We start from the raw sequence: 22,095 nt of genomic DNA, 5'->3' as shown, positions 1-22,095 counted from the left end.
GTGTTAGCGTAAACGGCACTTCAACAACGTCGATTGTAGCCGATTCCAGTCAGCCTGCTGAGAATGAATGATCTCAATACGGCTATCGGGTGGCGGTGTAGCGAGGCTTTCACTCTGCAACGCTTTTGCCTGGCAGTTAATACGCATTGTGCCTTCTGGCGTGCGCATCACACCTTTAATACGATCGACCGCTGCCTGCCGCACCCATTCCAGCAGCGCACCGCTGTCGAACAGCGTAGCAGCATCAAAGAGCCAGCCGCAGGCGCTGTAACCCTGGCCGTGATTTAGTGCCCGACGCCAGCGCGCTTCGCCATCCAGACGTAACGCCGCCAGACCGCTGGTGGGGGTAGCCGGATGATGATGATGTGGCAGAGGGAGATCGCGGGGCTGATACGGCATATCAAGCAGGGAAAGGGGGACCTGACCAAATTCTGTCTGTATTAATGGACGCGGAGGCTGCATCTGCTGCTGCCAGTCGGCCAGGCGCTGACGGTCCGCCTCATCCCAGCAATCACGCTTGTTGGCGATAATCATATCGGCAGCAGCAAGCTGATCGCGGAAGTTTTCATTGGCAACGATGCGAGGATCGGCCAGCTGACGCGCATCCAGCAGCGTCAGGGTGGCATTGAGTTGCAACCACGCCTGATAAAATGGCGCGCTTAACATCTGCAACACCTGACGCGGATGACCCAGGCCGGTTGGCTCGATCAGCAGCCGATCGGGTTTGCTCCTGAGGAGCATATTCAGCCCGACCTGCATCGGCAGGCCATTAACGCAGCACAGGCAGCCGCCGGGGATCTCTTTCAGCGTGGCACCGCGATCGGCCAGCAGGGCGCCGTCGATCCCAATCTCACCAAATTCGTTTACCAGCACTGCCCACTTTTCCCCGGCGGGCCTGGCTGCCAGCAGATGGCAGAGCAGCGTGGTTTTGCCGCTCCCCAGAAAACCGGTAATCAGATTAACGCGTGTCATAGGGCGGACTCCTGCCAGAGAATAGCGTGATAATGTAATACTATAACATTATCACGATGAGCAGCAGGTCAGTGGTTAGTCTGCACGACCCATGTAGCGGCGTTCAGCGATATGGATACGGATGCGATCGCCGTTGCTAAGGTATTCCGGTACCTGAATAGAGAGGCCCGTGCTCATGCCGGCCGGTTTAGTTCGGGCGCTGGCAGAGGCACCTTTAATGCCGGGTGAGGTATCCACGATTTCCATGTCTACGGTTTGTGGCAGTTCCAGTGCCAGCACCTGACCTTCCATTGTCAGTACATGAATGCCAGGGATGCCGCCTTCAGGGATAAACAGCAGCTCTTCTTCAATCTGCTCCTGTTTAAAGGAGTAGGGGGTGTAATCCTCATCATCCATAAAGATGTATTCGTCACCATCTATATAAGAGAAGGTCACGCTGCGGCGGCTGAGCGAAATGGCATCAATGATCTCGTCGCCCTTAAAGCGCTCTTCAACTTTTAAACCGGTGCGGACATCGGTAAAGCGCATTTTATACAGGGTGGCGGCACCGCGTGCGCTGGGGCTCTGGACATCAATGTCCTTAACCAGCAGCAGTTTACCGTTGTGTGTGACGGCCATCCCTTTTTTGATTTCATTGGCTTTTGGCATTGCTGTTCTCGCTATCAAGAGAGTGAAGTGCGCGCAACGTTACTCGCGCCGGTGAAAACTGGCAATATCGCGGGTGCGAAATTTTGTGTCAGGCCGCAGCTTTCATGGTAATAAGCGCGGTGGACTGCTATTGTCGCCGCGACTTTCTCTGTCGGAGCACAGCATGCAATGCCGTAGCCCGTACGGTGCCTGTTGCACAGCGCCTTCGAGCTCTTCACCGATTCATGGCATGCCTGACGGTGAATGATTAAGTCAGAAAGTTATGAGGTGAGGAGCGCAGTGTCGATCCCTCTAAGGTTCTGTTACTGTCTGTTGTATTCTCAAGGTCGAGTGAGAGGTGTTAATGCAGTGTCGTATTGATTGTGGTGCATGCTGCATCGCGCCCTCAATCTCAAGCCCAATTCCTGGAATGCCACAGGGTAAACCGGCTAATGTCCGATGTATTCAGTTATCGGATGAAAATTTGTGCATGATTTTTGGTTCAGATTTAAGGCCGAAAGTATGCGGAAGTCTGCAACCCTCTACTGACATGTGTCTTACAGACCGCGCCTCAGCCATGACCTACCTGATTGAGCTTGAAGCCAGCACAAGCGCCTGAGAACCGGTCCACGGCTTAGACTGAATCCAGGCGCTTATTTGACCCAGTCTTCCAGCTGCAATCCGGGTACCCGTTGAAACTCGCGTGTGTTATTGGTCACCAGAATAGCCCTGGCCGCAATGGCATGCCCGGCAATCGCAGTGTCGTTAGGACCAATCGGCGTTCCGGCAGCAGCCAGCGCTGCTTTGATTTCAGTGGTTGCATCTACCGCTGCACGGTCCCATGAAAGTACAGTATCAAGCCGTGCGCAGAATGCATCTACCAAATGCATATGCCGCGGTGAAGCTTTCTTTCCAATCGCACCGAAACGCATTTCAGCATAAGTAATTGCAGAGACCACAATCCGGTGGTTACGTAGCACTGCCTGTTCCAGTCGCCGGATGACTTCTTCAGGCTGCTCACGCATAATAAATGAGCAGATATTAGTGTCGAGCATGTAAGTGTTGTTCACAGGTCAAAACGTCCCTCATCGCTGATAACGTCTTCACGCTCTGTCATGAAGTCAGAATCAGCTTTCTCAAGCTGGGTAAATGAACGCCATGTGGGTCTGACAGGACGCAGAATAATAGCATCTCCTTCCCTGATAATTTCCAGCTCGCTCACTCCCTCAAAGTCCATGTCGCGAGGCAGGCGAATGGCGCGATTATTGCCATTTTTGAATACAGAGACGATTCTCATGTTGGACGTTCCTCTTTAGAAATCTGGCCCGAACACAGGCGTCAGTAATAGCCTGGATGAACGTAGTGACTCAGTTTATGCCAACGCTCAGTGAATGTATAGGTCAGGCATATGTTGCTGCTGCGAATGTCATCACACAGGCCGGTACAAAAATACTTAGGCACACCGCCCATGCGGCAACTCCCGCCATCAGGCGATGACATATCTGCTGCAACCTGAAGCGGATACCGCGCCCTGAGACGCTGACGCTGCTGAAATTTCTGGCCCGGTAATCTTTGGTTTACAGCAGCCGCGTCAGCCTGTTCACTTTTTATTCCCCTTAACCACCCCGAAATGTGCGTAACGTCAAAAATCTGTTACGCCATTTGCGCATTTTCTTGCCTCCGGAAAGTAGCTGTACCACAATCCCTGAAACGTTTCAGCGGTGACTGCGCCACCTGTTTTCAACAGCATGGCGTAAAAAAATCCCCACTGGCTGAAACGATTCAATCTCAGCAAGCGAGGAGAATTATGTTCCAGCTCGAATTGCAGGCCATCCATACCGGAGCCAGCGCCCAGAACAAAGAAGAGGCCATTCGTCAGGTCGCTGCCGCGTTAACCGCTGCAGGCAATGTGACGGAAGGCTACGTCAACGGCATGCTGGCGCGCGAACAGCAGACATCCACTTTTCTTGGCAACGGCATCGCCATCCCTCATGGCACCACCGATACCCGCGATCTGGTGCTGAAAACCGGTGTTCAGGTGTTTCAGTTCCCGCAGGGCATTGCCTGGGGCGACGATCAGACCGCCTATGTCGCGATCGGGATTGCTGCTAAATCAGATGAACATCTGGCGCTGCTGCGTCAGCTGACGCACGTTCTGAGCGATGACTCCATTGCCGAACAGCTAAAAACCGCCTCTGCTGAAGATCTTCGTGCGTTACTGATGGGCGAGAAACAAGCCGCTGAATTCAGCTTCGACACTTCATTAATTACGCTGAACGTAGCCGCCAGCGATCTGATCACCCTCCAGGCGATGAACGCCGGTCGGCTGCAGTCCGCGGGCGTGGTGGATGCCAGCTATGTCGCAGACGTGGTCTCAACGACGCCGCTGAATCTGGGGCAGGGCATCTGGCTCAGCGACAGCAGCCTCGGCAACCTGCGCAGCGGCGTGGCTATCAGCCGCGCTGAACATGCCTTCGACCATCAGGGCGAACAAGCTTCACTGTTAATCAGCGTGTCGGCGACCGATGAGCGTCCGCTTGAAGTGCTGGGTTACCTCAGCGCATTACTGCAGCAGGGCAAAGCCGATCGTCTGCTGAAAGCCGATGCGGCAGGCGTCTACGCGCTGCTGACCAGCGAAGTCGATGAGCAGGCTGAGGTACTGACCGCCGAATACACCATCCGTAACGAACATGGTCTGCATGCCCGTCCGGGTACCGCACTGGTCAGCGTGATCAAGCAGTTCAACAGTGACATCACCGTGACCAACCTGGACGGCAGTGGTAAACCTGCCAATGGCCGCAGCCTGATGAAAGTGGTTGCGCTGGGCGTGAAGAAAGGCCATCGCCTGCGCTTCACCGCCAGCGGTGACGATGCACAGCAGGCGCTGAACGCCATTGAAGAAGCGATCACCAGCGGTCTGGGTGAGGGGGCATCATGAGCAGACGCGTCGCCACCATCACGCTGAATCCGGCGTATGACCTGGTGGGCTATACCCCTGAAATTGAACGCGGCGAAGTCAATCTGGTGAAAACTACCGGCCTGCATGCGGCGGGCAAGGGCATCAACGTCGCTAAGGTCCTGAAAGATCTGGGTATCGATGTCACTGTGGGTGGCTTCCTGGGTAAAGAGAATCAGGATGGGTTCCAGCAGCTGTTCAGCGAGCTGGGCATTGCTAACCGTTTCCAGGTGGTGCCGGGCCGTACCCGTATCAACGTTAAACTCACAGAACAGACCGGCGACGTGACCGATCTGAATTTCTCCGGTTTTCAGGTCACCGCTCAGGACTGGGATCGTTTTACCACCGACTCGCTGACCTGGCTGGGCCAGTTCGATATGGTCTGCGTCAGCGGTAGCCTGCCGGAAGGTGTCGATCACGATGCCTTTACCCGCTGGATGACCGAACTGCGCACTCATTGCCCTTGCATCATTTTTGACAGCAGCCGCGAGGCGCTGGTGGCAGGACTCAAAGCCGCACCGTGGCTGGTTAAACCTAACCGCCGTGAGCTGGAAATCTGGGCTGGTCGCAAACTGCCTGGTCTGCAGGATGTGATTGGCGCGGCGCACGAACTGCGCGAGCAGGGCATCGCCCATGTGGTGATTTCGCTGGGCGCAGAAGGCGCGCTGTGGGTCAACGCCTCCGGTGAATGGATTGCTAAACCGCCGGTGTGTGAAGTCGTCAGCACCGTGGGTGCCGGTGATTCCATGGTTGGCGGCCTGATTTATGGCCTGCTGATGCGCGAATCCAGCGAACACACGTTGCGTCTTGCGACGGCCGTGGCGGCGATGGCCGTCAGCCAGAGCAATGTCGGCGTTTCCGATCGTACTCAGTTGGCCGCAATGATGGCGCGCGTCGACTTACAACCCGTTAACTGACAGCAGGAGAGCGATAATGAAAACGCTGCTGATTAAAGACCCTGTACTGGGACTGGCTTCCGCTTATATGGCGCAACAACGTCTGGCTGCGGCCGCACCTGCTGCGGGCCTGACTCTGACTGATAACCCTGCCGACGCTGAAATGGCGATCGTGCTGGGCAAAAACGTGCCGGACGATGCGGCGCTGAACGGTAAAGCGGTCTGGCTGGGCGATATCCAGCTGGCCGTCCGCGAGCCGGACACTTTCCTGAACCGGGCGAAAGCCGAAGCCAAAATCTGGCAGACAACCGTTGCGGTGGCCACACCGGCTGGCGCACCTGCTGTGGCTCAGGCTGGCGCGCCGAAACGCGTGGTTGCTGTCACCGCCTGTCCGACCGGCGTGGCGCACACCTTTATGGCTGCCGAGGCGATTCAGGCCGAAGCGACCCGCCGCGGCTGGTGGGTGAAAGTTGAAACCCGCGGTTCCGTGGGTGCCGGTAATGCGATTACCCCGGAAGAGGTGGCGGCTGCCGATCTGGTGATCGTCGCTGCTGATATCGAAGTCGATCTGGCGAAATTTGCCGGTAAGCCGATGTACCGCACCTCAACCGGACTGGCGCTGAAGAAAACCGCCCAGGAACTGGATAAAGCGGTAGCAGAAGCGAAGCCGTATAAAGTGGCGGCTGCCGGACAGAGCACTAGCAGTGAAGAAGAGAAGAAAGGCGGCGCAGGGGCTTATCGTCACCTGTTGACCGGTGTTTCTTACATGCTGCCGATGGTGGTCGCGGGTGGTCTGAGCATCGCCCTGTCGTTCGCTTTTGGTATCACAGCCTTTAAAGAGCAGGGCACACTGGCTGCGGCGCTGATGCAAATCGGTGGGGGCAGCGCCTTTGCCCTGATGGTGCCGGTACTGGCGGGCTTTATCGCCTTCTCCATCGCTGACCGTCCGGGTCTGACGCCTGGTCTGATTGGCGGTATGATCGCCACCAGCATCAACGCGGGCTTCTTAGGAGGTATCATCGCAGGCTTTATTGCCGGTTATGCGGCGAAGCTGATCAGCGGCAAAGTTAAACTGCCGCAGAGTATGGAAGCGCTGAAACCGATACTGATTATTCCGCTGTTTGCCAGCCTGATCACCGGCCTGCTGATGATCTACGTGGTGGGTAAACCGGTTGCGGGCATCATGAATGGCCTGACGCACTGGCTGGCCAACATGGGTACGGCGAATGCGGTCCTGCTGGGTGCAATTCTGGGCGGCATGATGTGTACCGATATGGGGGGGCCGGTGAACAAGGTGGCTTACGCATTTGGCGTCGGCTTACTGAGCTCGCAGACGTATGCACCGATGGCCGCCATTATGGCCGCCGGTATGGTGCCACCGCTGGCGATGGGTCTGGCTACGCTGGTTGCCCGTCGTAAATTCAACAAAGGTCAGCAGGAAGGCGGTAAAGCGGCACTGGTTCTGGGTCTCTGCTTTATCTCTGAAGGTGCGATTCCGTTCGCTGCCCGTGACCCGATGCGCGTACTGCCTTGCTGCATCGTGGGCGGCGCGGTTACCGGCGCGATCTCCATGGCGATTGGCGCAAAACTGATGGCACCGCACGGTGGACTGTTTGTCCTGCTGATCCCTGGCGCAATTACGCCGGTTATCGGTTATCTGATGGCGATTATCATCGGTACCGCGATTGCAGGTCTGAGCTATGCGGTTCTGAAACGTCCGGAAGAGCAGCTGGCGAAAGCCTGATGTGCTGAAGTGCATAATCTGCTGAAGTAAAAATAACAGGGAGCCGGATGGCTCCCTGTTTGCTTTTGTGAGGTATAGGCTCAGGGAGCATAAGCCTTCCGTAAAGACGCAAAGGATGCCATCCTTGGCGGGCTCAGCGCGGGCGATTACGCAACTCATCCATGAGGTGCGCCCGTTGCCGGGCCAACGCGTTGCGTTGTTCAAAAACGCTTCCGGCATTTTTGTCCATGGCCCGCGATGCTTTACTCCAGGCGTATGCTCCCATCGCTTTAAACTTCTCAGCCGTTTGAAAGAGCCAACTGGCTCCCTTTTTCTATCCCTGCTGTTCGGCTTTCAGCCAGGCAATCTCATCTTTCCAGATATCGGGATTGATGGTTTCCAGAATCAGCGGGATACCATCAAACCGGGGATCTTTCATCAGCCAGCTAAACGCCGTTTTGCCGATATTCCCTTCACCCAGACTGTGATGGCGGTCAACGCGACTGTCGAAGGCGCTTTTGGCATCGTTCAGGTGCATGCCGCGCAGATAGTTAAAGCCGACAATGCGCTCAAACCCGGCAAAGGTCGCTTCGCAGTCCGCTTCGGTACGCAGGTCATAACCGCCTGCAAACGCATGGCAGGTATCAATACAGACGCCGACGCGTGACTTATCTTCGACATGCTCAATAATGGTGGCGAGATGCTCGAAGCGGAAACCCAGGTTACTGCCCTGACCGGCGGTATTTTCAATGACGGCGGTGACGTTCTGCGTCTGATCGAGAGCAATGTTAATCGACTCCGCAATCCGCTTCAGGCACGCTTCTTCATCAATCTGATGCAGATGGCTGCCAGGATGGAAGTTCAGCAGTGTCAGGCCGAGCTGATCACAACGTTGCAGTTCATCAATAAAGGCCGCGCGGGATTTCTCCAGCGCCTCTTCAACCGGATGGCCGAGATTAATCAGAAAACTGTCGTGCGGCAGGATTTGCTGCGGACTGAATTTGTACATCTCGCAGGCGGCGCGAAAAGCATCAATCACCTCGGTGGAAAGCGGGGCGGCTTTCCACTGACGCTGATTTTTAGTAAAGAGGGCGAAGGCGGTGGCTTCTATTTCATGGGCGCGGATTACGGCCTGATCCACACCACCTGCCGCACTCACGTGTGCGCCAATATATTTCATGCCTTTCTCCTGGGGCTATGCACGGGTGAAACGGCATGATACCCGATGCCGCTAGCCCATGAAATGTTGCACCAGCAGATTGAGGGTGCCGCCGCCCGCGATTAACCAGCCAAACACCAGCGCGCCCAGCAGCAGTGGTTTAACGCCTGCCTCACGCAATGCCCCGAAACGGGTGGTTAAGCCCAGCGCGGCCATCGCCATCGCCAGCAGCAGACCCGCCAGCTCATTCAGCGTGGCCACCAACGCCGCAGGCAACAGCTGCAGCGAGTTAAACAGCGCAACCGCGATAAACAGCAGCGCGAACCAGGGAAAGGTCACCGGCTGACGCGCCTGGCTCGCGTTGCGTTTGCCGCGTAACACCGCACTCAGGCAGAGCAGGAACGGTGCCAGCATCATCACCCGCAGCATTTTGGCAATCACGGCGCTGTTCTCAGCCTCCGGGCTGATACTGTGACCGGCGGCCACGACCTGCGCCACCTCATGGATGGTTGAGCCGGTGAACACCCCAAACTGCGCGGCACTCAGCCCCGGAAACAGGTGATGCGCCAGCGGCCACAGCAGCGGATAGATAAAGATAGCCAGCGTGCCGAACAGCACCACAGTCGCGATAGCCACCGCGACTTTCGACGGTGCGGCTTTCACTACCGGCTCAGTCGCCAGCACGGCCGCTGCCCCACAGATACTGCTGCCTGCGCCAATCAGCCAGACGGTATCACGATCCAGCTTCAGCAGCCGGATACCCAGCAGGCAGGTAACAAAAAAGGTGCTGCTCAGCGTCAGCGCATCAATCAGGATGCCGCTGAACCCGACGTCAGCGATCTGTTGTAAGGTAATGCGGAAGCCAAACAGGATGATCCCCAGTCGCAGCAGCTTCTGTTTAGCCAGCGCCACGCCACTGTCGCAACGCGAGGCAAGCGGGGTATAAATGCTATTGCCAGCCAGGATACCCAGCATAATTGCCAGGGTCAGTGAACCCAGCCCCAGCGTGGCAATCGCTGGTTGCTGCGCCAGCCAGCTGGCAGCCCCGGCAATCGCGGCAGTCAGCAGCAGACCGGGGAACCAGAGCGTAACGGGATGATGCGTTTTATGGATGCTCAGTTCGGTCATGGTGGTCACTCCTCGTGGTTGAGTCATGATCATGAGGGTGACTGGCTTAAAAGTGAAATTGATAATATATTTATAATTGACCAGAATAAACGATAAGGCGGCAATCATGATAGTTTCGCGTCTGCGCCGCTGGGCGACGCTAATCAAAAGAGATGTATTAGTGCTGTGGTTCGCCTTTCGCGATCCGCGCACGCCCTTGTGGAACAAACTGGGCACGCTGGGGCTGGTTGCTTATGGGGTCAGCCCGATCGATCTTATCCCGGATGTGATTCCGTTTGTTGGTCTGCTGGACGACGCGGTGATTATTCCCACGGGCGTCATGATTCTGCTGCGGCTGCTGCCACGAGAGGTGCGCATCAGCAGCAGCGAACGCGCACAGTCCCAGCGTTCGCGCGCCAAAAAGATTGCAGGCTGGCTGGTCGTGGTTGGGCTGATCTGGCTGGCATTAATCATTTACCTTGTCAGGCACTCACTGAGTTAAGAGGCGACGATGCACATTACGCTGCGGCAAATCGAAGTGTTTACCGAAGTGCTGAAAAGCGGTTCCACTACTCAGGCGTCGCAACTGCTGGCGCTGTCACAGTCGGCGGTCAGCGCGGCGCTGGCCGATCTGGAAAGTCAGCTCGGGGTGCAGTTGTTTGATCGGGTCGGCAAACGGCTGGTGCTGAATGAGCACGGGCGACTGCTCTATCCGCGTGCGGTCGGTCTGCTGGAGCAGGCGGGCGAAATTGAGCAGCTATTCAAAGAGGATAACGGCGCGATCCGCATCTTCGCCAGCAGCACCATTGGTAACTATCTGCTGCCGCGCATGATGGCGGCCTGGCGTCGTGACTTTCCCGGTCTGCCGCTGGAGCTGAGCGTCGGTAACAGTCAGGATGTGATTCAGGCGATTTCTGATTTCCGCGTGGATGTCGGCTTGATTGAAGGGCCGTGCCATATGACCGAGCTGGTCAGCGAACCCTGGCTGGAAGATGAGCTGGTGGTGTTTTCTGCGCCAGACGCCGCGATTCTGCAACAGCCGGTGACGCTAAAAACCCTGGCAGAAGCGCCGTGGATTCTGCGCGAACGCGGATCCGGTACCCGGGAAATCGTCGACTATCTGCTGCTGTCACACCTGCCGAGTTTTCAGCTGGGTATGGAGCTGGGCAACTCAGAAGCGATCAAGCATGCAGTGCGGCACGGCATGGGCATCAGCTGTCTTTCGCGCCGGGTGATTGCCGATCTGCTGGAGGCGGGGACGTTGACAGAACTGACGATTCCGTTGCCACGCCTGACCCGGACGCTCTATCGCATCCATCACCGACAGAAGCATATTTCAAAGGCACTGACGCGCTTTTTGTCCTATTGCCGTGAGTGACTGCTAATAATTCGGGTGCGATCATGAACTTAACTTATAACAGCATGGCATCAGCTATACAGAGGCGGTCTGGCTGATACAATCGCGCCTCATTTTTACCCAGCGTAGCGTTAACACATGCATAATGACTCAAAAACAACACAACAACCTGCATTACGACGTGCGTTAAAAGCCCGTCATCTGACGATGATCGCCATCGGCGGCTCTATCGGTACCGGCCTTTTTGTCGCCTCCGGCGCAACGATTGCTCAGGCTGGTCCCGGCGGGGCACTGCTCTCCTACATGCTGATCGGCCTGATGGTCTACTTCCTGATGACCAGTCTCGGTGAGCTGGCTGCTTTCATGCCCGTATCCGGCTCTTTCGCCACCTACGGCGCAAAATATGTCGAAGAGGGCTTTGGTTTCGCACTCGGCTGGAACTACTGGTACAACTGGGCGGTGACTATCGCTGTTGATCTGGTGGCGTCCCAGCTGGTGATGACCTACTGGTTCCCCGACACGCCAGGCTGGATCTGGAGCGCACTGTTCCTGGGACTGATATTCCTGCTCAATTACATCTCAGTAAAAGGCTTTGGCGAGGCGGAGTACTGGTTCTCGCTGATTAAAGTGGCCACCGTCATTATCTTTATCATCGTGGGTGTGCTGATGATCACCGGCATCATGCGCGGTGCAGAGCATGCGGGCTGGCAGAACTGGCAGGTGGGCGATGCGCCATTTGCGGGCGGCTTTGCGGCGATGATTGGCGTGGCGATGATTGTGGGATTCTCCTTCCAGGGCACCGAGTTGATCGGTATCGCGGCGGGCGAATCTGAAGACCCGGCAAAAAATATCCCCCGTGCCGTGCGGCAGATTTTCTGGCGTATCCTGCTGTTCTATGTGTTTGCCATCCTGATTATCAGCCTGATTCTGCCGTACACCGATCCGCAATTACTGCACAACGACATTGATGATATCAGCGTCAGCCCGTTCACTCTGGTGTTCCGCAACGCGGGTCTGCTCTCTGCGGCAGCGGTGATGAATGCAGTGATTCTGACGGCGGTGCTGTCTGCCGGTAACTCCGGTATGTATGCCTCAACGCGCATGCTGTACAACCTGGCCTCTGAAGGTAAAGCGCCGCGTATTTTCGCGAAGCTCTCAAAGGGCGGCGTGCCGCGCAATGCCTTGTGGGCGACAACTGTCGTGGCCGGGCTGTGCTTCCTGACCTCAAAATTTGGCAACCAGGAAGTTTATCTGTGGTTGCTGAATACCTCAGGCATGACCGGTTTTATCGCCTGGCTGGGTATTGCCATTAGTCACTATCGCTTCCGTCGGGGCTATGTCGCCCAGGGACGTGACCTGAACGATCTGCCTTACCGTTCCGGCTTCTTCCCGCTGGGTCCGATTTTCGCGTTTGTGCTCTGCCTGATCATCACACTGGGTCAGAACTATCAGGCCTTCCTCAACGACAGCATCGACTGGTACGGCGTAGCGGCAACCTACATTGGACTTCCGCTGTTCCTGATTATCTGGTTTGGTTACAGGCTGACGCACGGCAGCCGTTTCGTGAAGTACAGCGAGATGGCGTTCCCGGGTTCATAAAGAGTAGTTCTGTGCGCTGACTCCTGCGCACGGTGCCTGCCGCAGTTCTGGCAGGCCGCAGGAATCGTGAAGCGATGGGAGCCTGTGCCTGTAGCAAAGCATAGCCCGCCAGGGATGGCGGGTTTTGCGTCTTTGCGAAAGGCGCAGGCTCCCTGAGCCATTCTCCCGCCTGCAACACCCTTTTTTACCCTTTTTTCACGTCTCGCTTATCTTCACGAATTGATAATTATTATCACCTGCACTATTGTGGCTGCGTTTTCTGACGTGATAGCCACACAGGGTTCAAACATGACTACCGAAACTTCGCTGCTGGCGGGGGAAGAGACGCTTCACCACACCATGCAAAACTACCATCAGGTGCTGCGACGCCGCCTGATCTGGATTGGCGTATTACTGGTGGCCATTGTCGCCTCGCTGATCCTCGACTTTACCCTGGGTCCGGCCGGACTCTCCCTTGATACGCTGTGGAATACGCTGCTCAGCCCTGACAGCGTGGATGCCGGCACCCGCGTTATTGTCTGGGACATTCGTCTGCCCTATGCGCTGATGGCGCTGGTGGTAGGGCTGTCACTGGGCCTGGCAGGTGCAGAGATGCAGACCATCCTGAATAACCCGCTGGCCAGCCCGTTTACTCTCGGTGTTTCCTCGGCAGCGGCATTTGGTGCCGCGCTGGCGATCATTCTCGGCATCGGTATTCCCGGCATTCCCGACCAGTGGTTAATCTCTGCCAACGCCTTTGTCTTTGCGCTGTTCGCCGCGCTGATGCTGGATGCCGTGACCCGCTGGACACAGGTTTCATCGGCGGGCGTGGTACTGTTTGGTATCGCACTGGTCTTCACCTTTAACGCGCTGGTCTCAATGATGCAGTTCATCGCCAGCGAAGACACCCTGCAGGGTCTGGTGTTCTGGACCATGGGCAGCCTGGCGCGTGCTTCCTGGGAGAAGCTGGGCGTACTGACCGTCGCGCTGGCCATTCTGGTGCCGTTCTCAATGATGAGCAGCTGGAAGCTGACGGCGCTGCGTCTGGGTGAAGATCGTGCGGTGAGCTTTGGTATTGATGTACGTCGTCTGCGTCTGGCGACGCTGCTGCGCATCAGTATTCTCTCGGCGCTGGCCGTGGCCTTTGTCGGCCCTATCGGCTTTATCGGCCTGGTCGCGCCGCATATTGCCCGCATGATGTTTGGTGAAGATCATCGCTTTTATCTGCCAGCCAGTGCGCTGGTCGGTGCCCTGGTGCTGTCGCTGGCGTCAGTTGCCTCGAAAAACCTGCTTCCCGGCGTGATCATCCCGGTCGGCATCGTCACCTCACTGATTGGCGTGCCGTTCTTCCTGAGTATTATTCTGCGCCATCGGGGGACAGTATGATGGAACAGGGGCTGACGTTACGCGGCTTCAATGCCGGTTATCCCAAACATAAAGTCATTGAAAATCTCAATGTGGCACCGCTGCCACGCGGTGAGATCACCGTGCTGCTGGGACCGAATGGCTGTGGTAAATCGACACTGCTGCGTGCACTGGCCGGGCTGAATAAAGGTCAGGGTGAGATGTGGCTCAACGGTGAAGATCTGATGACCCAGCCGTTTGCCCGCCGCGCGAAGAACGTGGTCTATCTGCCGCAGTCATTGCCTGCGGGCGTGCATCTGCACGTGCTGGAGTCGATCATTGTGGCGCAGCGTGCCTCCGGCGGTCTGCACAGCGCCAGCAGCGAAGCCGAAATCATGCATCTGCTTGAACAACTGGGGATTGCGCATCTCGCGATGCGTTACCTTGATCAGCTCTCCGGCGGTCAGAAGCAGCTGGTCGGGCTGGCGCAGTCACTGATCCGTCGCCCTAAGCTGCTGCTGCTGGATGAACCGCTGAGCGCGCTGGATCTCAATTACCAGTTCCACGTGATGGATCTGGTTCGTCGCGAAACTGCCCAGCGCAACATCGTGACGGTAGTGGTGGTGCATGACATCAATATTGCACTGCGTCATGCGCAACACGCACTGATGCTGAAGCAGGGCGCACTGGTAGCGGAAGGGCAGCCGGATAAGGTGATTACGCCGGCTACGCTGGCAAAAGTGTATGGCGTGAATGGCCGTATCGAACACTGCTCACGCGGTATTCCGCAGGTAATGATCGACGGGCTGACCGGACCGGCACTGGTCTGAGAATCGGGCTGGCCTGGCTTTGAGCCAGCGTTCCCGCCCGTACAGCATGCAGAAAAATTCAGGGCCGCTATTGCGGCCCTGATGATTTACGCCAGCAGATGCTGTGCATGGAAGCGAAGATGATCTTCCACGAAGCTGGCGATAAAGAAGTAGCTATGGTCATAACCCGGCTGAATACGTAGCGTCAGCGGGAAACCGACTTCTCTGGCAATCTCTTCTAACCGTTCCGGTTGCAGCTGATCGGCCAGGAACTGATCGCTGTCGCCCTGGTCGATCAGGAGTGGCAGACGATGCGACACCTTTGCCATCAGATGACAGCTGTCATATTCCCGCCACGCCGCCTGGTCGTCGCCCAGATAGGCCTTAAACGCTTTCTGGCCCCATGGCACCTGCATAGGGTTCACAATCGGCGCAAAGGCAGACGCCGAAGCAAAGCGGTTACCCAGACGCAGCGCCAGCATCAACGCACCGTGACCGCCCATGGAGTGACCCATAATCGACTGACGTTCACTGACTTTGAAGTTATCCGCAATCAGGGCGGGCAACTCGCTGCTCAGATAGTCGAACATGCGGAAATGACGGGCCCAGGGTTGCTGAGTGGCATTGAGATAAAATCCCGCGCCCTGACCCAGATCGTAGCCCTCATCGTTGGCAACGCCTTCACCGCGCGGGCTGGTATCCGGCATAATCAGCACAAGACCCAGTTCCGCCGCCACGCGCTGCGCGCCCGCTTTGGTGGTGAAGTTCTCATCGTTGCAGGTCAGCCCGGCCAGAAACCAGACCACCGGCGGCGGCGCATCACCGTGCGGATCAGGCAGGTAGATGCTGAAGGTCATCGGGCAGTTCAGCACGGCCGACTGATGACGCCAGCGCTGCTGCCAGCCGCCAAAAATACGGTGTTCTTCCAGTAGCTCCAGAGTGGATGCCATAACGCCTCCTGATTACCTGTTAAAGTGCACGACCGAGCGAATCGATTTTCCTTCGTGCATCAAATCAAAGGCGTCGTTGATCTCTTCCAGCGGCATGGTGTGGGTGATGAAGTCGTTCAGGGCAAACTTACCATCAAGGTAATCCTGCACAATGCCCGGCAGCTGTGAACGGCCTTTCACGCCACCAAAGGCGGAACCGCGCCAGACGCGACCGGTTACCAGCTGGAACGGACGAGTAGCGATCTCTTCACCGGCACCGGCGACGCCGATAATCACAGACTCGCCCCAGCCTTTGTGACAGCACTCCAGCGCGGAACGCATTACGTTGACGTTACCGATACACTCAAACGAGAAATCCACGCCGCCGTCGGTCAGCTCGACGATCACATCCTGAATCGGCTTATCGTAATCTTTCGGGTTAATCAGATCGGTGGCACCCAGCTTGCGCGCCAGATCGAATTTGCTGGTGTTGAGGTCGATTGCGATGATGCGGCCGGCCTTCGCCATTTTCGCGCCGATGACCGCAGAAAGACCGATGCCGCCGAGACCGAAGATCGCCACGGTGTCGCCTTCTTTGACTTTAGCGGTGTTCATTACTGCGCCCATGCCGGTGGTGACGCCACAGCCCAGCAGGCAAACTTCTTCCAGTGGCGCTTCTTTACTGATTTTCGCCAGCGAGATTTCCGGGATCACGGTGTATTCAGAGAAGGTCGAGGTGCCCATATAGTGGAAGATCGGTTTGCCATCTTTGAAGAAGCGAGTGGTGCCGTCCGGCATCAGGCCTTTGCCCTGAGTGGCACGGATCGCCTGGCAGAGGTTAGTTTTGCCCGACAGGCAGAACTTACATTTGCCACACTCCGGGGTGTAAAGCGGAATGACATGGTCACCGACTTCCACACTGGTCACGCCTTCGCCCACGGCTTCCACGATACCGCCGCCTTCATGGCCGAGAATCGCCGGGAAAACGCCTTCCGGATCTTTGCCGGAGAGGGTATAAGCATCTGTATGACAGACACCGGTCGCGACGATGCGCACCAGCACTTCGCCTTTCTGCGGTGGCATCAAATCCACTTCTTCGATTTTCAGCGGTTCGCCAGCAGCCCAGGCAACAGCGGCACGGGTTTTGATCATGTTCATGCAATCCCTCTTCCAGTCAGATTTTGACGTGCGATGACGTCGTGTGGTTATGGTTTAAACATAGCGTGGAACGCTTATTCCGCCGCCTGTAATGGGTGGATCAGCTCATCGTTGAGCGGACGATCGTCAAACTGTTCAATAATCAGGTACTTCAGCGCTTCAACATTCGGAGTAAAAGCATCGCGTCGCCACATCAGCCAGGTGGCGGTATCGCGATAAGCCGCAGGTAAGGTATGCGCCTGCACCCGCGACCGATCCGCCATCTGTTTCAGCACCGAAGCCGGGATCATCGCGACACCCGCACCGCCCGCCACACAGGCCAGCATGGCGTGATAGGACTGAATCTCCATCACGTTGTCGGGCGCGGTCTGGCTGTCGCGATACCAGCTCTCCAGCTTCACCCGATAAGAGCAGCTGTTGCGGAAGGCAAACAGGGTGTCGTCCTGCACGTCGCGCGCCGTGGTGATTGGCCCATGATCCAGCCCGGTGATCAGCACCATCTCCTCGCGAAAGGCGATACAACCATTCAGATCGTCATGGGAAACCGGGCCATCCACCAGCGCGGCGGCCAGGGTGCCTTCGCGGACCCGATCGATGATTTCGCCCGAGGTGCCGGTAATCAGCGACAGCGCCACTTCAGGGAAGCGCTGGTGATAGGCGGCGAGCAGACCAGGCAGGCGGGTCGCTGCGGTGCTCTCCATGGAGCCCAGCGCAAAGTTGCCTGCCGGTTCACCGGTGCGGGTCATGCTCATCGCTTCTTCGCTTAATGCCAGAATACGCTGCGCATAATTCAGAAAATTATGGCCCATCGGTGACAGGCGAATGCGCTGCTTCTCACGAATAAAGAGATCCACACCTAATTCTTCTTCCAGCTGGCGCAATCGCGTGGTGAGATTAGAGGGAACGCGATGCAGCTGCTCAGCTGCGCGCGCCAGAGAACCCGTTTCGGCGACGGAACAGAACATACGCAGCTGAACTAAATCCATATCTTCTCTTCCTGTAAACAAGTTGGTCATGATTATTCACTTTCCGTGAGTTTAATCATCCTGCATGCTGTTAGCAAGTCACACGAGATCTCAGAGCAGGACAACAGGAGTTCAGCCATGGCGTTACGCGTCGCGCTCAGCGCGTTTTTAACCTTATTTGTGGCGATGGGCATCGGGCGATTCGCCTTTACGCCGCAGGTGCCGCTGATGATCCAGACGCACCAGCTGACGCTTACCAGTGCCAGCCTGGTCGCTGCGCTTAACTATCTTGGCTATCTGTGTGGCTCGTTTGATGCCATGCGTGCGCACCGGCGGGTCGAGCTGCGTTTGCAGGCGGGCGTGTGGGGCGCAGTCATCCTGACACTGCTCTCTGCACTGGCAACCGGACCGTGGCTGCACGGTGCGATACGCTTTCTGATTGGCTGGGCCAGTGGATGGGCGATGGTGCTGGTGGCGGCCTGGAGCAACGAACAGCTGCATCGGCATGGCCGGGCAGGGCTGTCGGCGGCCGTGTTTGCCGGGCCAGGCTGCGGCATCTTTGTCAGCGGCCTGCTGGGGGTGACGCTGCACCAGCTGCAGGTCCCCGCGGGGCTGGCCTGGGCCGCTTACGGTACGCTGGCACTGCTGCTGATTGCACTGATTACCCGTAACCTGCCGCGTCGGGGCGAGCTGCATCGCCCGGATCAGGCCCCGGAGCCGCTGGTGCTGGATCGCAACCTGAAACGTCTGGTGCTGAGTTACAGTCTGGCGGGTTTTGGTTATATCCTGCCCGCCACCTTTTTGTCGCAGATGGCCGCTACGCGTTTTCCTGACGGCATCTTCGCGCAGTTTGTCTGGCCGATATTTGGCGGTGCGGCGATGGTCGGCATCCTGCTGGGGATCCTGACGCGGCGCTGGGGGCACAGTCATGTCAGACTGGCGATAGTATTCTGGGCACAGGCACTCGGCGTTTTTGCTGCGGCACTGCTGCCGGGCTTTAGTGGTCTGCTGGCCGGGGCGCTGCTGGTCGGCGGCGGCTTCCTCAGCGTCGTGCAGCTGTCGCTGCTCTGCGCCCGCGAACTGGCCCCCAACCATCTGCGTTACATGGCCGGGTTGCTCACCACCGGCTATGCAGTCGGACAGCTGGTCGGTCCGCTGCTCTCTTTTCTCTCTACTGCCCTGTTACACCGGCTGGAGCCTGCCCTGTGGGTAGCCGGGGCCAGCCTGGTGTGGGCAGGCCTGCTTGTCTGGCGAAGATATGAGTGAAAAGCTTTCATCACCAATCTTATTGATTGCTGGATTCCCCGCAAAGAAAGTTTCACAATACGCGCCTGATTACAGGGCTCGCAGGCAAAAGCTTGCGGGCGCAACACCAGCCGGAGAAGAGTAGATGAGCACCCTAAGTCAGGAAGCTGCCCTGGTTCATGAAGCGCTGCTGGCGCGTGGACTGGAAACGCCGTTACGTGCACCGACGCGCGACATAGATAAAGAGACGCGTAAAAGCCTGATTGCCGGGCACATGACGGAAATCATGCAGCTGCTGAATCTGGATCTTGAAGATGACAGCCTGATGGAAACGCCACATCGCATCGCCAAAATGTATGTGGACGAGGTTTTTTCCGGTCTCGATTACGCCAACTTCCCGAAAATCACCGTCATTGAGAATAAAATGAAGGTTGATGAGATGGTGACCGTGCGTGATATCACCCTGACCAGCACCTGTGAACACCACTTTGTGATTATCGATGGCAAAGCCACCGTCGCCTATATTCCCAAGGAAAAGGTGATTGGGCTGTCGAAAATCAACCGCATCGTGCAGTTCTTCGCCCAGCGTCCGCAGGTGCAGGAGCGCCTGACGCAGCAGGTTCTGGTGGCCTTGCAGACGCTGCTGGGCACCAACAACGTTGCTGTCTCGATTGATGCGGTACATTACTGTGTGAAAGCGCGTGGCGTCAAAGATGCGACCAGCGCCACCACCACGACCTCTCTGGGCGGCCTGTTCAAGTCCAGTCAGAACACCCGCCAGGAATTTTTGCGCGCGGTACGCCATAGTTGAGTTAACGGCGGGCGCATAATGCTGCCCGCCTCAATGGGGCAGGGTGCCGCATGCAACGCTATCACGCGCTGGATTTCATTCGTGGATGTGCCATTCTCGGCATCCTGCTGCTCAATATTGTGGGCTTCGGCCTGCCTTCTGCTGCTTACCTGAATCCGGCCTGGCAGGGCAGTGTCAGTCTCTCCGACGTCTGGACCTGGGCACTCTCTGACGCCTTTGCTCAGCTCAAATTCCTCACCCTGTTTGCATTGTTGTTTGGCGCAGGTCTGCAAATGCAGCTGCCGCGCGGCAGTCGCTGGCTGACTGCCCGGCTTTCCATTCTGGTACTCATCGGTTTTCTGCATGGTGTCTTTCTCTGGGAAGGCGACATCCTGCTGGATTACGGCATCATCGGGCTGGTGGTCTGGCGGGTGCTACGTGATGTCCCATCAACCCGCAGCCTGATGCATACCGGCATTCTGCTTTATCTGGTGGGCTGCGGCGTGCTGCTGGTGTTTGGGTCGATCTCGGATCCCGAACCGACGCGATCCTGGCTGCCGGGTGCTGCCGATCTGCAATATGAGCAATACTGGAAACTGAGCGGCGGCTGGGAAGCGATACAGAACCGGCTGGATCATCTCTCATCAGGACTGATGGCGCTGGCGGCTCAGTATGGCTGGCAGCTGGCGGGCTTAATGATGATGGGTGGCGCACTGCTGCGCAGCGGCTGGCTGACAGGGGAATTTCCCCTCCGCCATTATCGTCAGGCAGCGGCCCTGCTGCTGACAATGGGCTTCTCCATTGCGGTAGCCGGTGTGGCCGCGCAATGGCTGTTACATTGGGAGTTCCGCTGGACGGCTTTTTACCTGCAGGCCCCGCGCGATCTTGCCAGCCCGCTGATTAGCCTGGGCTATGCCGCGCTCTGTCTGGCTTACTGGCCACAGATTTCTCAATGGCGCATCAGCCACGCCATGCAGTGCGTGGGCCGTATGGCGCTGACCAATTACCTGCTGCAAACGCTCATCTGCACCACGCTGTTCTATCGCTTTGGCTTCTACATGCATTTCACCCGGCTGGAACTGGTGCTGATGGTGCCTGCGGTGTGGCTCATCAATATCCTGTTTTCACTCATCTGGTTACATTTCTTCGCACAGGGTCCGCTGGAATGGTTGTGGCGGCGGCTTACGCTGCTCTCAGCCGGCAAATCACGCCTGACTGACAACGCCAGATAATGACCGCCATCACAAAGGTTACAGAATTGTATGTAACCGTTTTCATTGATGTGACGCAATTCACGCTGCACGCCTCCCGCCCCTGACAGAATAGCGCCGGTGTTCAACCCGGCGTGATGCCCTATTTTTCCTTTCTGGAACTGCTGCATGATAACTATTCGTGATGTTGCCCGTCAGGCTGGCGTGTCAGTGGCGACCGTGTCGCGCGTCCTTAATCAGAGCAGCGCCGTCACCTCTGATACCCGCGACGCCGTGTTACAGGCGGTTGAGGCGCTGGGCTATCGCCCCAACGCCAACGCCCAGGCGCTGGCGACGCAGGTCAGTGATACGATCGGGGTGGTGGTGATGGATGTTTCCGATCCCTTCTTCGGAGCGCTGGTTAAAGCAGTGGATACCGTGGCGCAGCGCGTGCACAAGCATGTGTTAATCAGCAACTCCTGGCATCAGGAAGAGAAAGAGCGTCATGCTATTGAGGTGCTGATCCGGCAGCGCTGCAGCGCCCTGGTGGTTCACGCGAAAACACTGCCAGACGCGGAGCTGGCGGACTTTATGCAGCACGTGCCTGGCATGGTGGTAATTAACCGTATCATCCCCGGATTCGAACACCGCAGCGTCAGCCTGGATAACGTCACCGGGGCGCTGATGGCCTCAAGAACCCTGTTGCAACAGGGGCATAGCCGCATTGGCTATCTCTGCTCCAGCCATCCCATCGAGGATGTTGCGCAGCGCCGTGAAGGGTGGATGCAGGCGATGGCAGAGCAGGGCATACGGCCGCAGGAGAGCTGGATCGCCAGCGCAGAGCCAGATATGCAGGGGGGCGAAGCGACAATGGTGGAACTGCTGGGGCGCAACCTCAACCTGACTGCGGTGTTTGCCTATAACGACGGCATGGCGGCTGGCGCACTCACTGCGCTGAAAGACAACGGCATTCAGGTACCACAGCATTTTTCTGTCATCGGCTTTGATGATATCCCGATTTCCCGTTACACCGATCCGCAATTAACCACTGTGCGCTATCCCATTGTTTCTATGGCAAAAATCGCCACTGAGCTGGCACTGCAGGGCGCAGCCGGACTGCTTGATGACACCGCAACGCACATCTTTATGCCAACCCTGGTGCGGCGTCATTCGGTGGCGCAGCGACAAAATGTGGAGTCCGTCACTAATTCAGGCGATTCAGGCATGTAACCGTTTTCAATCTGTGATTGTATTCACAGTTAATTAACATTGCCCTCACTATGATGGCAG

22 protein-coding genes are annotated in these 22,095 nt (G+C 57.1%); 13 read left to right on the top strand and 9 right to left on the bottom strand.

Going from position 1 to position 22,095, the window contains the following annotated elements:
• Positions 1-3: 3 nt before the first annotated feature.
• The gene (locus F3I20_RS00695; protein ID WP_150010472.1) at positions 4-972 is read right to left on the bottom strand and encodes a CobW family GTP-binding protein; all 969 of its coding nucleotides are present in this window, start codon (positions 970-972) and stop codon (positions 4-6) included.
• A 75-nt stretch (positions 973-1,047) separates the two neighbouring features.
• Positions 1,048-1,620 carry an elongation factor P-like protein YeiP gene (gene yeiP, locus F3I20_RS00690; protein WP_003854146.1) on the bottom strand — a complete coding sequence of 191 codons (573 nt, stop codon included), beginning with the start codon at positions 1,618-1,620 and terminating at the stop codon, positions 1,048-1,050.
• Between the two features lie 343 nt (positions 1,621-1,963).
• On the opposite strand from yeiP, the gene F3I20_RS00680 reads away from it, so the two are divergent.
• Entirely contained in the window at positions 1,964-2,218 is a 255-nt protein-coding gene (locus F3I20_RS00680; protein ID WP_150010470.1) for a YkgJ family cysteine cluster protein, read from the top strand.
• Between the two features lie 34 nt (positions 2,219-2,252).
• Here F3I20_RS00680 and F3I20_RS00675 read toward each other — a convergent pair whose 3' ends face one another.
• Entirely contained in the window at positions 2,253-2,669 is a 417-nt protein-coding gene (locus tag F3I20_RS00675; RefSeq protein ID WP_150010468.1) for a type II toxin-antitoxin system VapC family toxin, read from the bottom strand.
• On the bottom strand, positions 2,666-2,896 hold the full coding sequence (vapB, locus tag F3I20_RS00670; protein WP_150010466.1) for a type II toxin-antitoxin system VapB family antitoxin: 231 nt from the start codon (positions 2,894-2,896) through the stop codon (positions 2,666-2,668). Before vapB ends, F3I20_RS00675 begins: the two co-directional genes overlap by 4 nt.
• A 510-nt stretch (positions 2,897-3,406) precedes the next feature.
• Between vapB and fruB the strand changes: the two genes are divergently transcribed.
• From fruB to fruA, 3 genes are read left to right on the top strand one after another with little or no spacing between them, the layout of a single operon-like run.
• A complete protein-coding gene (fruB, locus tag F3I20_RS00665; protein ID WP_150010464.1) occupies positions 3,407-4,537 on the top strand; it encodes a fused PTS fructose transporter subunit IIA/HPr protein in 1,131 nt (376 codons plus the stop codon).
• The gene (gene fruK, locus F3I20_RS00660; protein WP_150010462.1) at positions 4,534-5,472 is read left to right on the top strand and encodes a 1-phosphofructokinase; all 939 of its coding nucleotides are present in this window, start codon (positions 4,534-4,536) and stop codon (positions 5,470-5,472) included. The genes fruB and fruK overlap by 4 nt, the downstream gene beginning before the upstream one ends.
• Before the next feature lie 16 nt (positions 5,473-5,488).
• Positions 5,489-7,195, top strand: a complete 1,707-nt coding sequence (gene fruA / locus F3I20_RS00655; RefSeq protein WP_150036998.1) for a PTS fructose transporter subunit IIBC — start codon at positions 5,489-5,491, stop codon at positions 7,193-7,195.
• 313 nt (positions 7,196-7,508) lie between these two features.
• Here fruA and nfo read toward each other — a convergent pair whose 3' ends face one another.
• Together nfo and F3I20_RS00645 are read right to left on the bottom strand one after the other, a co-directional pair.
• Complete coding sequence (gene nfo / locus F3I20_RS00650) at positions 7,509-8,354, bottom strand: deoxyribonuclease IV (protein ID WP_150010458.1); 846 nt, start codon at positions 8,352-8,354, stop codon at positions 7,509-7,511.
• A gap of 51 nt (positions 8,355-8,405) precedes the next feature.
• Entirely contained in the window at positions 8,406-9,461 is a 1,056-nt protein-coding gene (locus F3I20_RS00645) for a YeiH family protein (RefSeq protein WP_150010456.1), read from the bottom strand.
• 106 nt (positions 9,462-9,567) lie between these two features.
• Between F3I20_RS00645 and F3I20_RS00640 the strand changes: the two genes are divergently transcribed.
• The 5 genes from F3I20_RS00640 to F3I20_RS00620 all read left to right on the top strand — a co-directional run bounded on the left by F3I20_RS00640 (position 9,568) and on the right by F3I20_RS00620 (position 14,549).
• Positions 9,568-9,942: a YkvA family protein gene (locus tag F3I20_RS00640; RefSeq protein ID WP_150010454.1), complete on the top strand. Its 375-nt coding sequence runs from the start codon at positions 9,568-9,570 to the stop codon at positions 9,940-9,942.
• Between the two features lie 9 nt (positions 9,943-9,951).
• Positions 9,952-10,818, top strand: a complete 867-nt coding sequence (gene yieE, locus F3I20_RS00635; protein WP_150019231.1) for a DNA-binding transcriptional regulator YeiE — start codon at positions 9,952-9,954, stop codon at positions 10,816-10,818.
• Positions 10,819-10,935: 117 nt separating this feature from the next.
• The gene (locus F3I20_RS00630) at positions 10,936-12,396 is read left to right on the top strand and encodes an amino acid permease (RefSeq protein WP_150036999.1); all 1,461 of its coding nucleotides are present in this window, start codon (positions 10,936-10,938) and stop codon (positions 12,394-12,396) included.
• 288 nt (positions 12,397-12,684) lie between these two features.
• A complete protein-coding gene (locus F3I20_RS00625) occupies positions 12,685-13,761 on the top strand; it encodes a FecCD family ABC transporter permease (protein ID WP_150010448.1) in 1,077 nt (358 codons plus the stop codon).
• Positions 13,761-14,549: an ABC transporter ATP-binding protein gene (locus F3I20_RS00620; RefSeq protein WP_150010654.1), complete on the top strand. Its 789-nt coding sequence runs from the start codon at positions 13,761-13,763 to the stop codon at positions 14,547-14,549. Before F3I20_RS00625 ends, F3I20_RS00620 begins: the two co-directional genes overlap by 1 nt.
• Positions 14,550-14,635: 86 nt before the next feature.
• Here F3I20_RS00620 and fghA read toward each other — a convergent pair whose 3' ends face one another.
• The 3 genes from fghA to ptrR form a co-directional block, all read right to left on the bottom strand.
• Complete coding sequence (gene fghA / locus F3I20_RS00615; protein ID WP_150010446.1) at positions 14,636-15,478, bottom strand: S-formylglutathione hydrolase; 843 nt, start codon at positions 15,476-15,478, stop codon at positions 14,636-14,638.
• A gap of 12 nt (positions 15,479-15,490) precedes the next feature.
• Complete coding sequence (locus F3I20_RS00610; RefSeq protein WP_150010444.1) at positions 15,491-16,615, bottom strand: S-(hydroxymethyl)glutathione dehydrogenase/class III alcohol dehydrogenase; 1,125 nt, start codon at positions 16,613-16,615, stop codon at positions 15,491-15,493.
• Positions 16,616-16,689: 74 nt separating this feature from the next.
• Complete coding sequence (ptrR, locus tag F3I20_RS00605) at positions 16,690-17,601, bottom strand: putrescine utilization regulator PtrR (protein ID WP_150010442.1); 912 nt, start codon at positions 17,599-17,601, stop codon at positions 16,690-16,692.
• A 117-nt stretch (positions 17,602-17,718) separates the two neighbouring features.
• On the opposite strand from ptrR, the gene F3I20_RS00600 reads away from it, so the two are divergent.
• The 4 genes from F3I20_RS00600 (at position 17,719) to galS (ending at position 22,035) form a co-directional block, all read left to right on the top strand.
• Positions 17,719-18,846, top strand: coding sequence for a YbfB/YjiJ family MFS transporter (locus F3I20_RS00600; RefSeq protein WP_150010440.1), 1,128 nt, complete (start codon positions 17,719-17,721; stop codon positions 18,844-18,846).
• 124 nt (positions 18,847-18,970) lie between these two features.
• Entirely contained in the window at positions 18,971-19,636 is a 666-nt protein-coding gene (gene folE / locus F3I20_RS00595; RefSeq protein ID WP_013358511.1) for a GTP cyclohydrolase I FolE, read from the top strand.
• A 50-nt stretch (positions 19,637-19,686) separates the two neighbouring features.
• On the top strand, positions 19,687-20,847 hold the full coding sequence (gene yeiB, locus F3I20_RS00590; RefSeq protein WP_150010438.1) for a DUF418 domain-containing protein YeiB: 1,161 nt from the start codon (positions 19,687-19,689) through the stop codon (positions 20,845-20,847).
• Between the two features lie 147 nt (positions 20,848-20,994).
• Positions 20,995-22,035, top strand: a complete 1,041-nt coding sequence (gene galS, locus F3I20_RS00585) for an HTH-type transcriptional regulator GalS (RefSeq protein ID WP_150059901.1) — start codon at positions 20,995-20,997, stop codon at positions 22,033-22,035.
• Positions 22,036-22,095 lie beyond the last annotated feature (60 nt).

The sequence above is a fragment of the Candidatus Pantoea gossypiicola genome (assembly GCF_008632075.1).
In the GTDB taxonomy this organism is placed as follows: domain Bacteria; phylum Pseudomonadota; class Gammaproteobacteria; order Enterobacterales; family Enterobacteriaceae; genus Pantoea; species Pantoea gossypiicola.
This window is presented reverse-complemented; position numbering and strand designations above follow the sequence as displayed.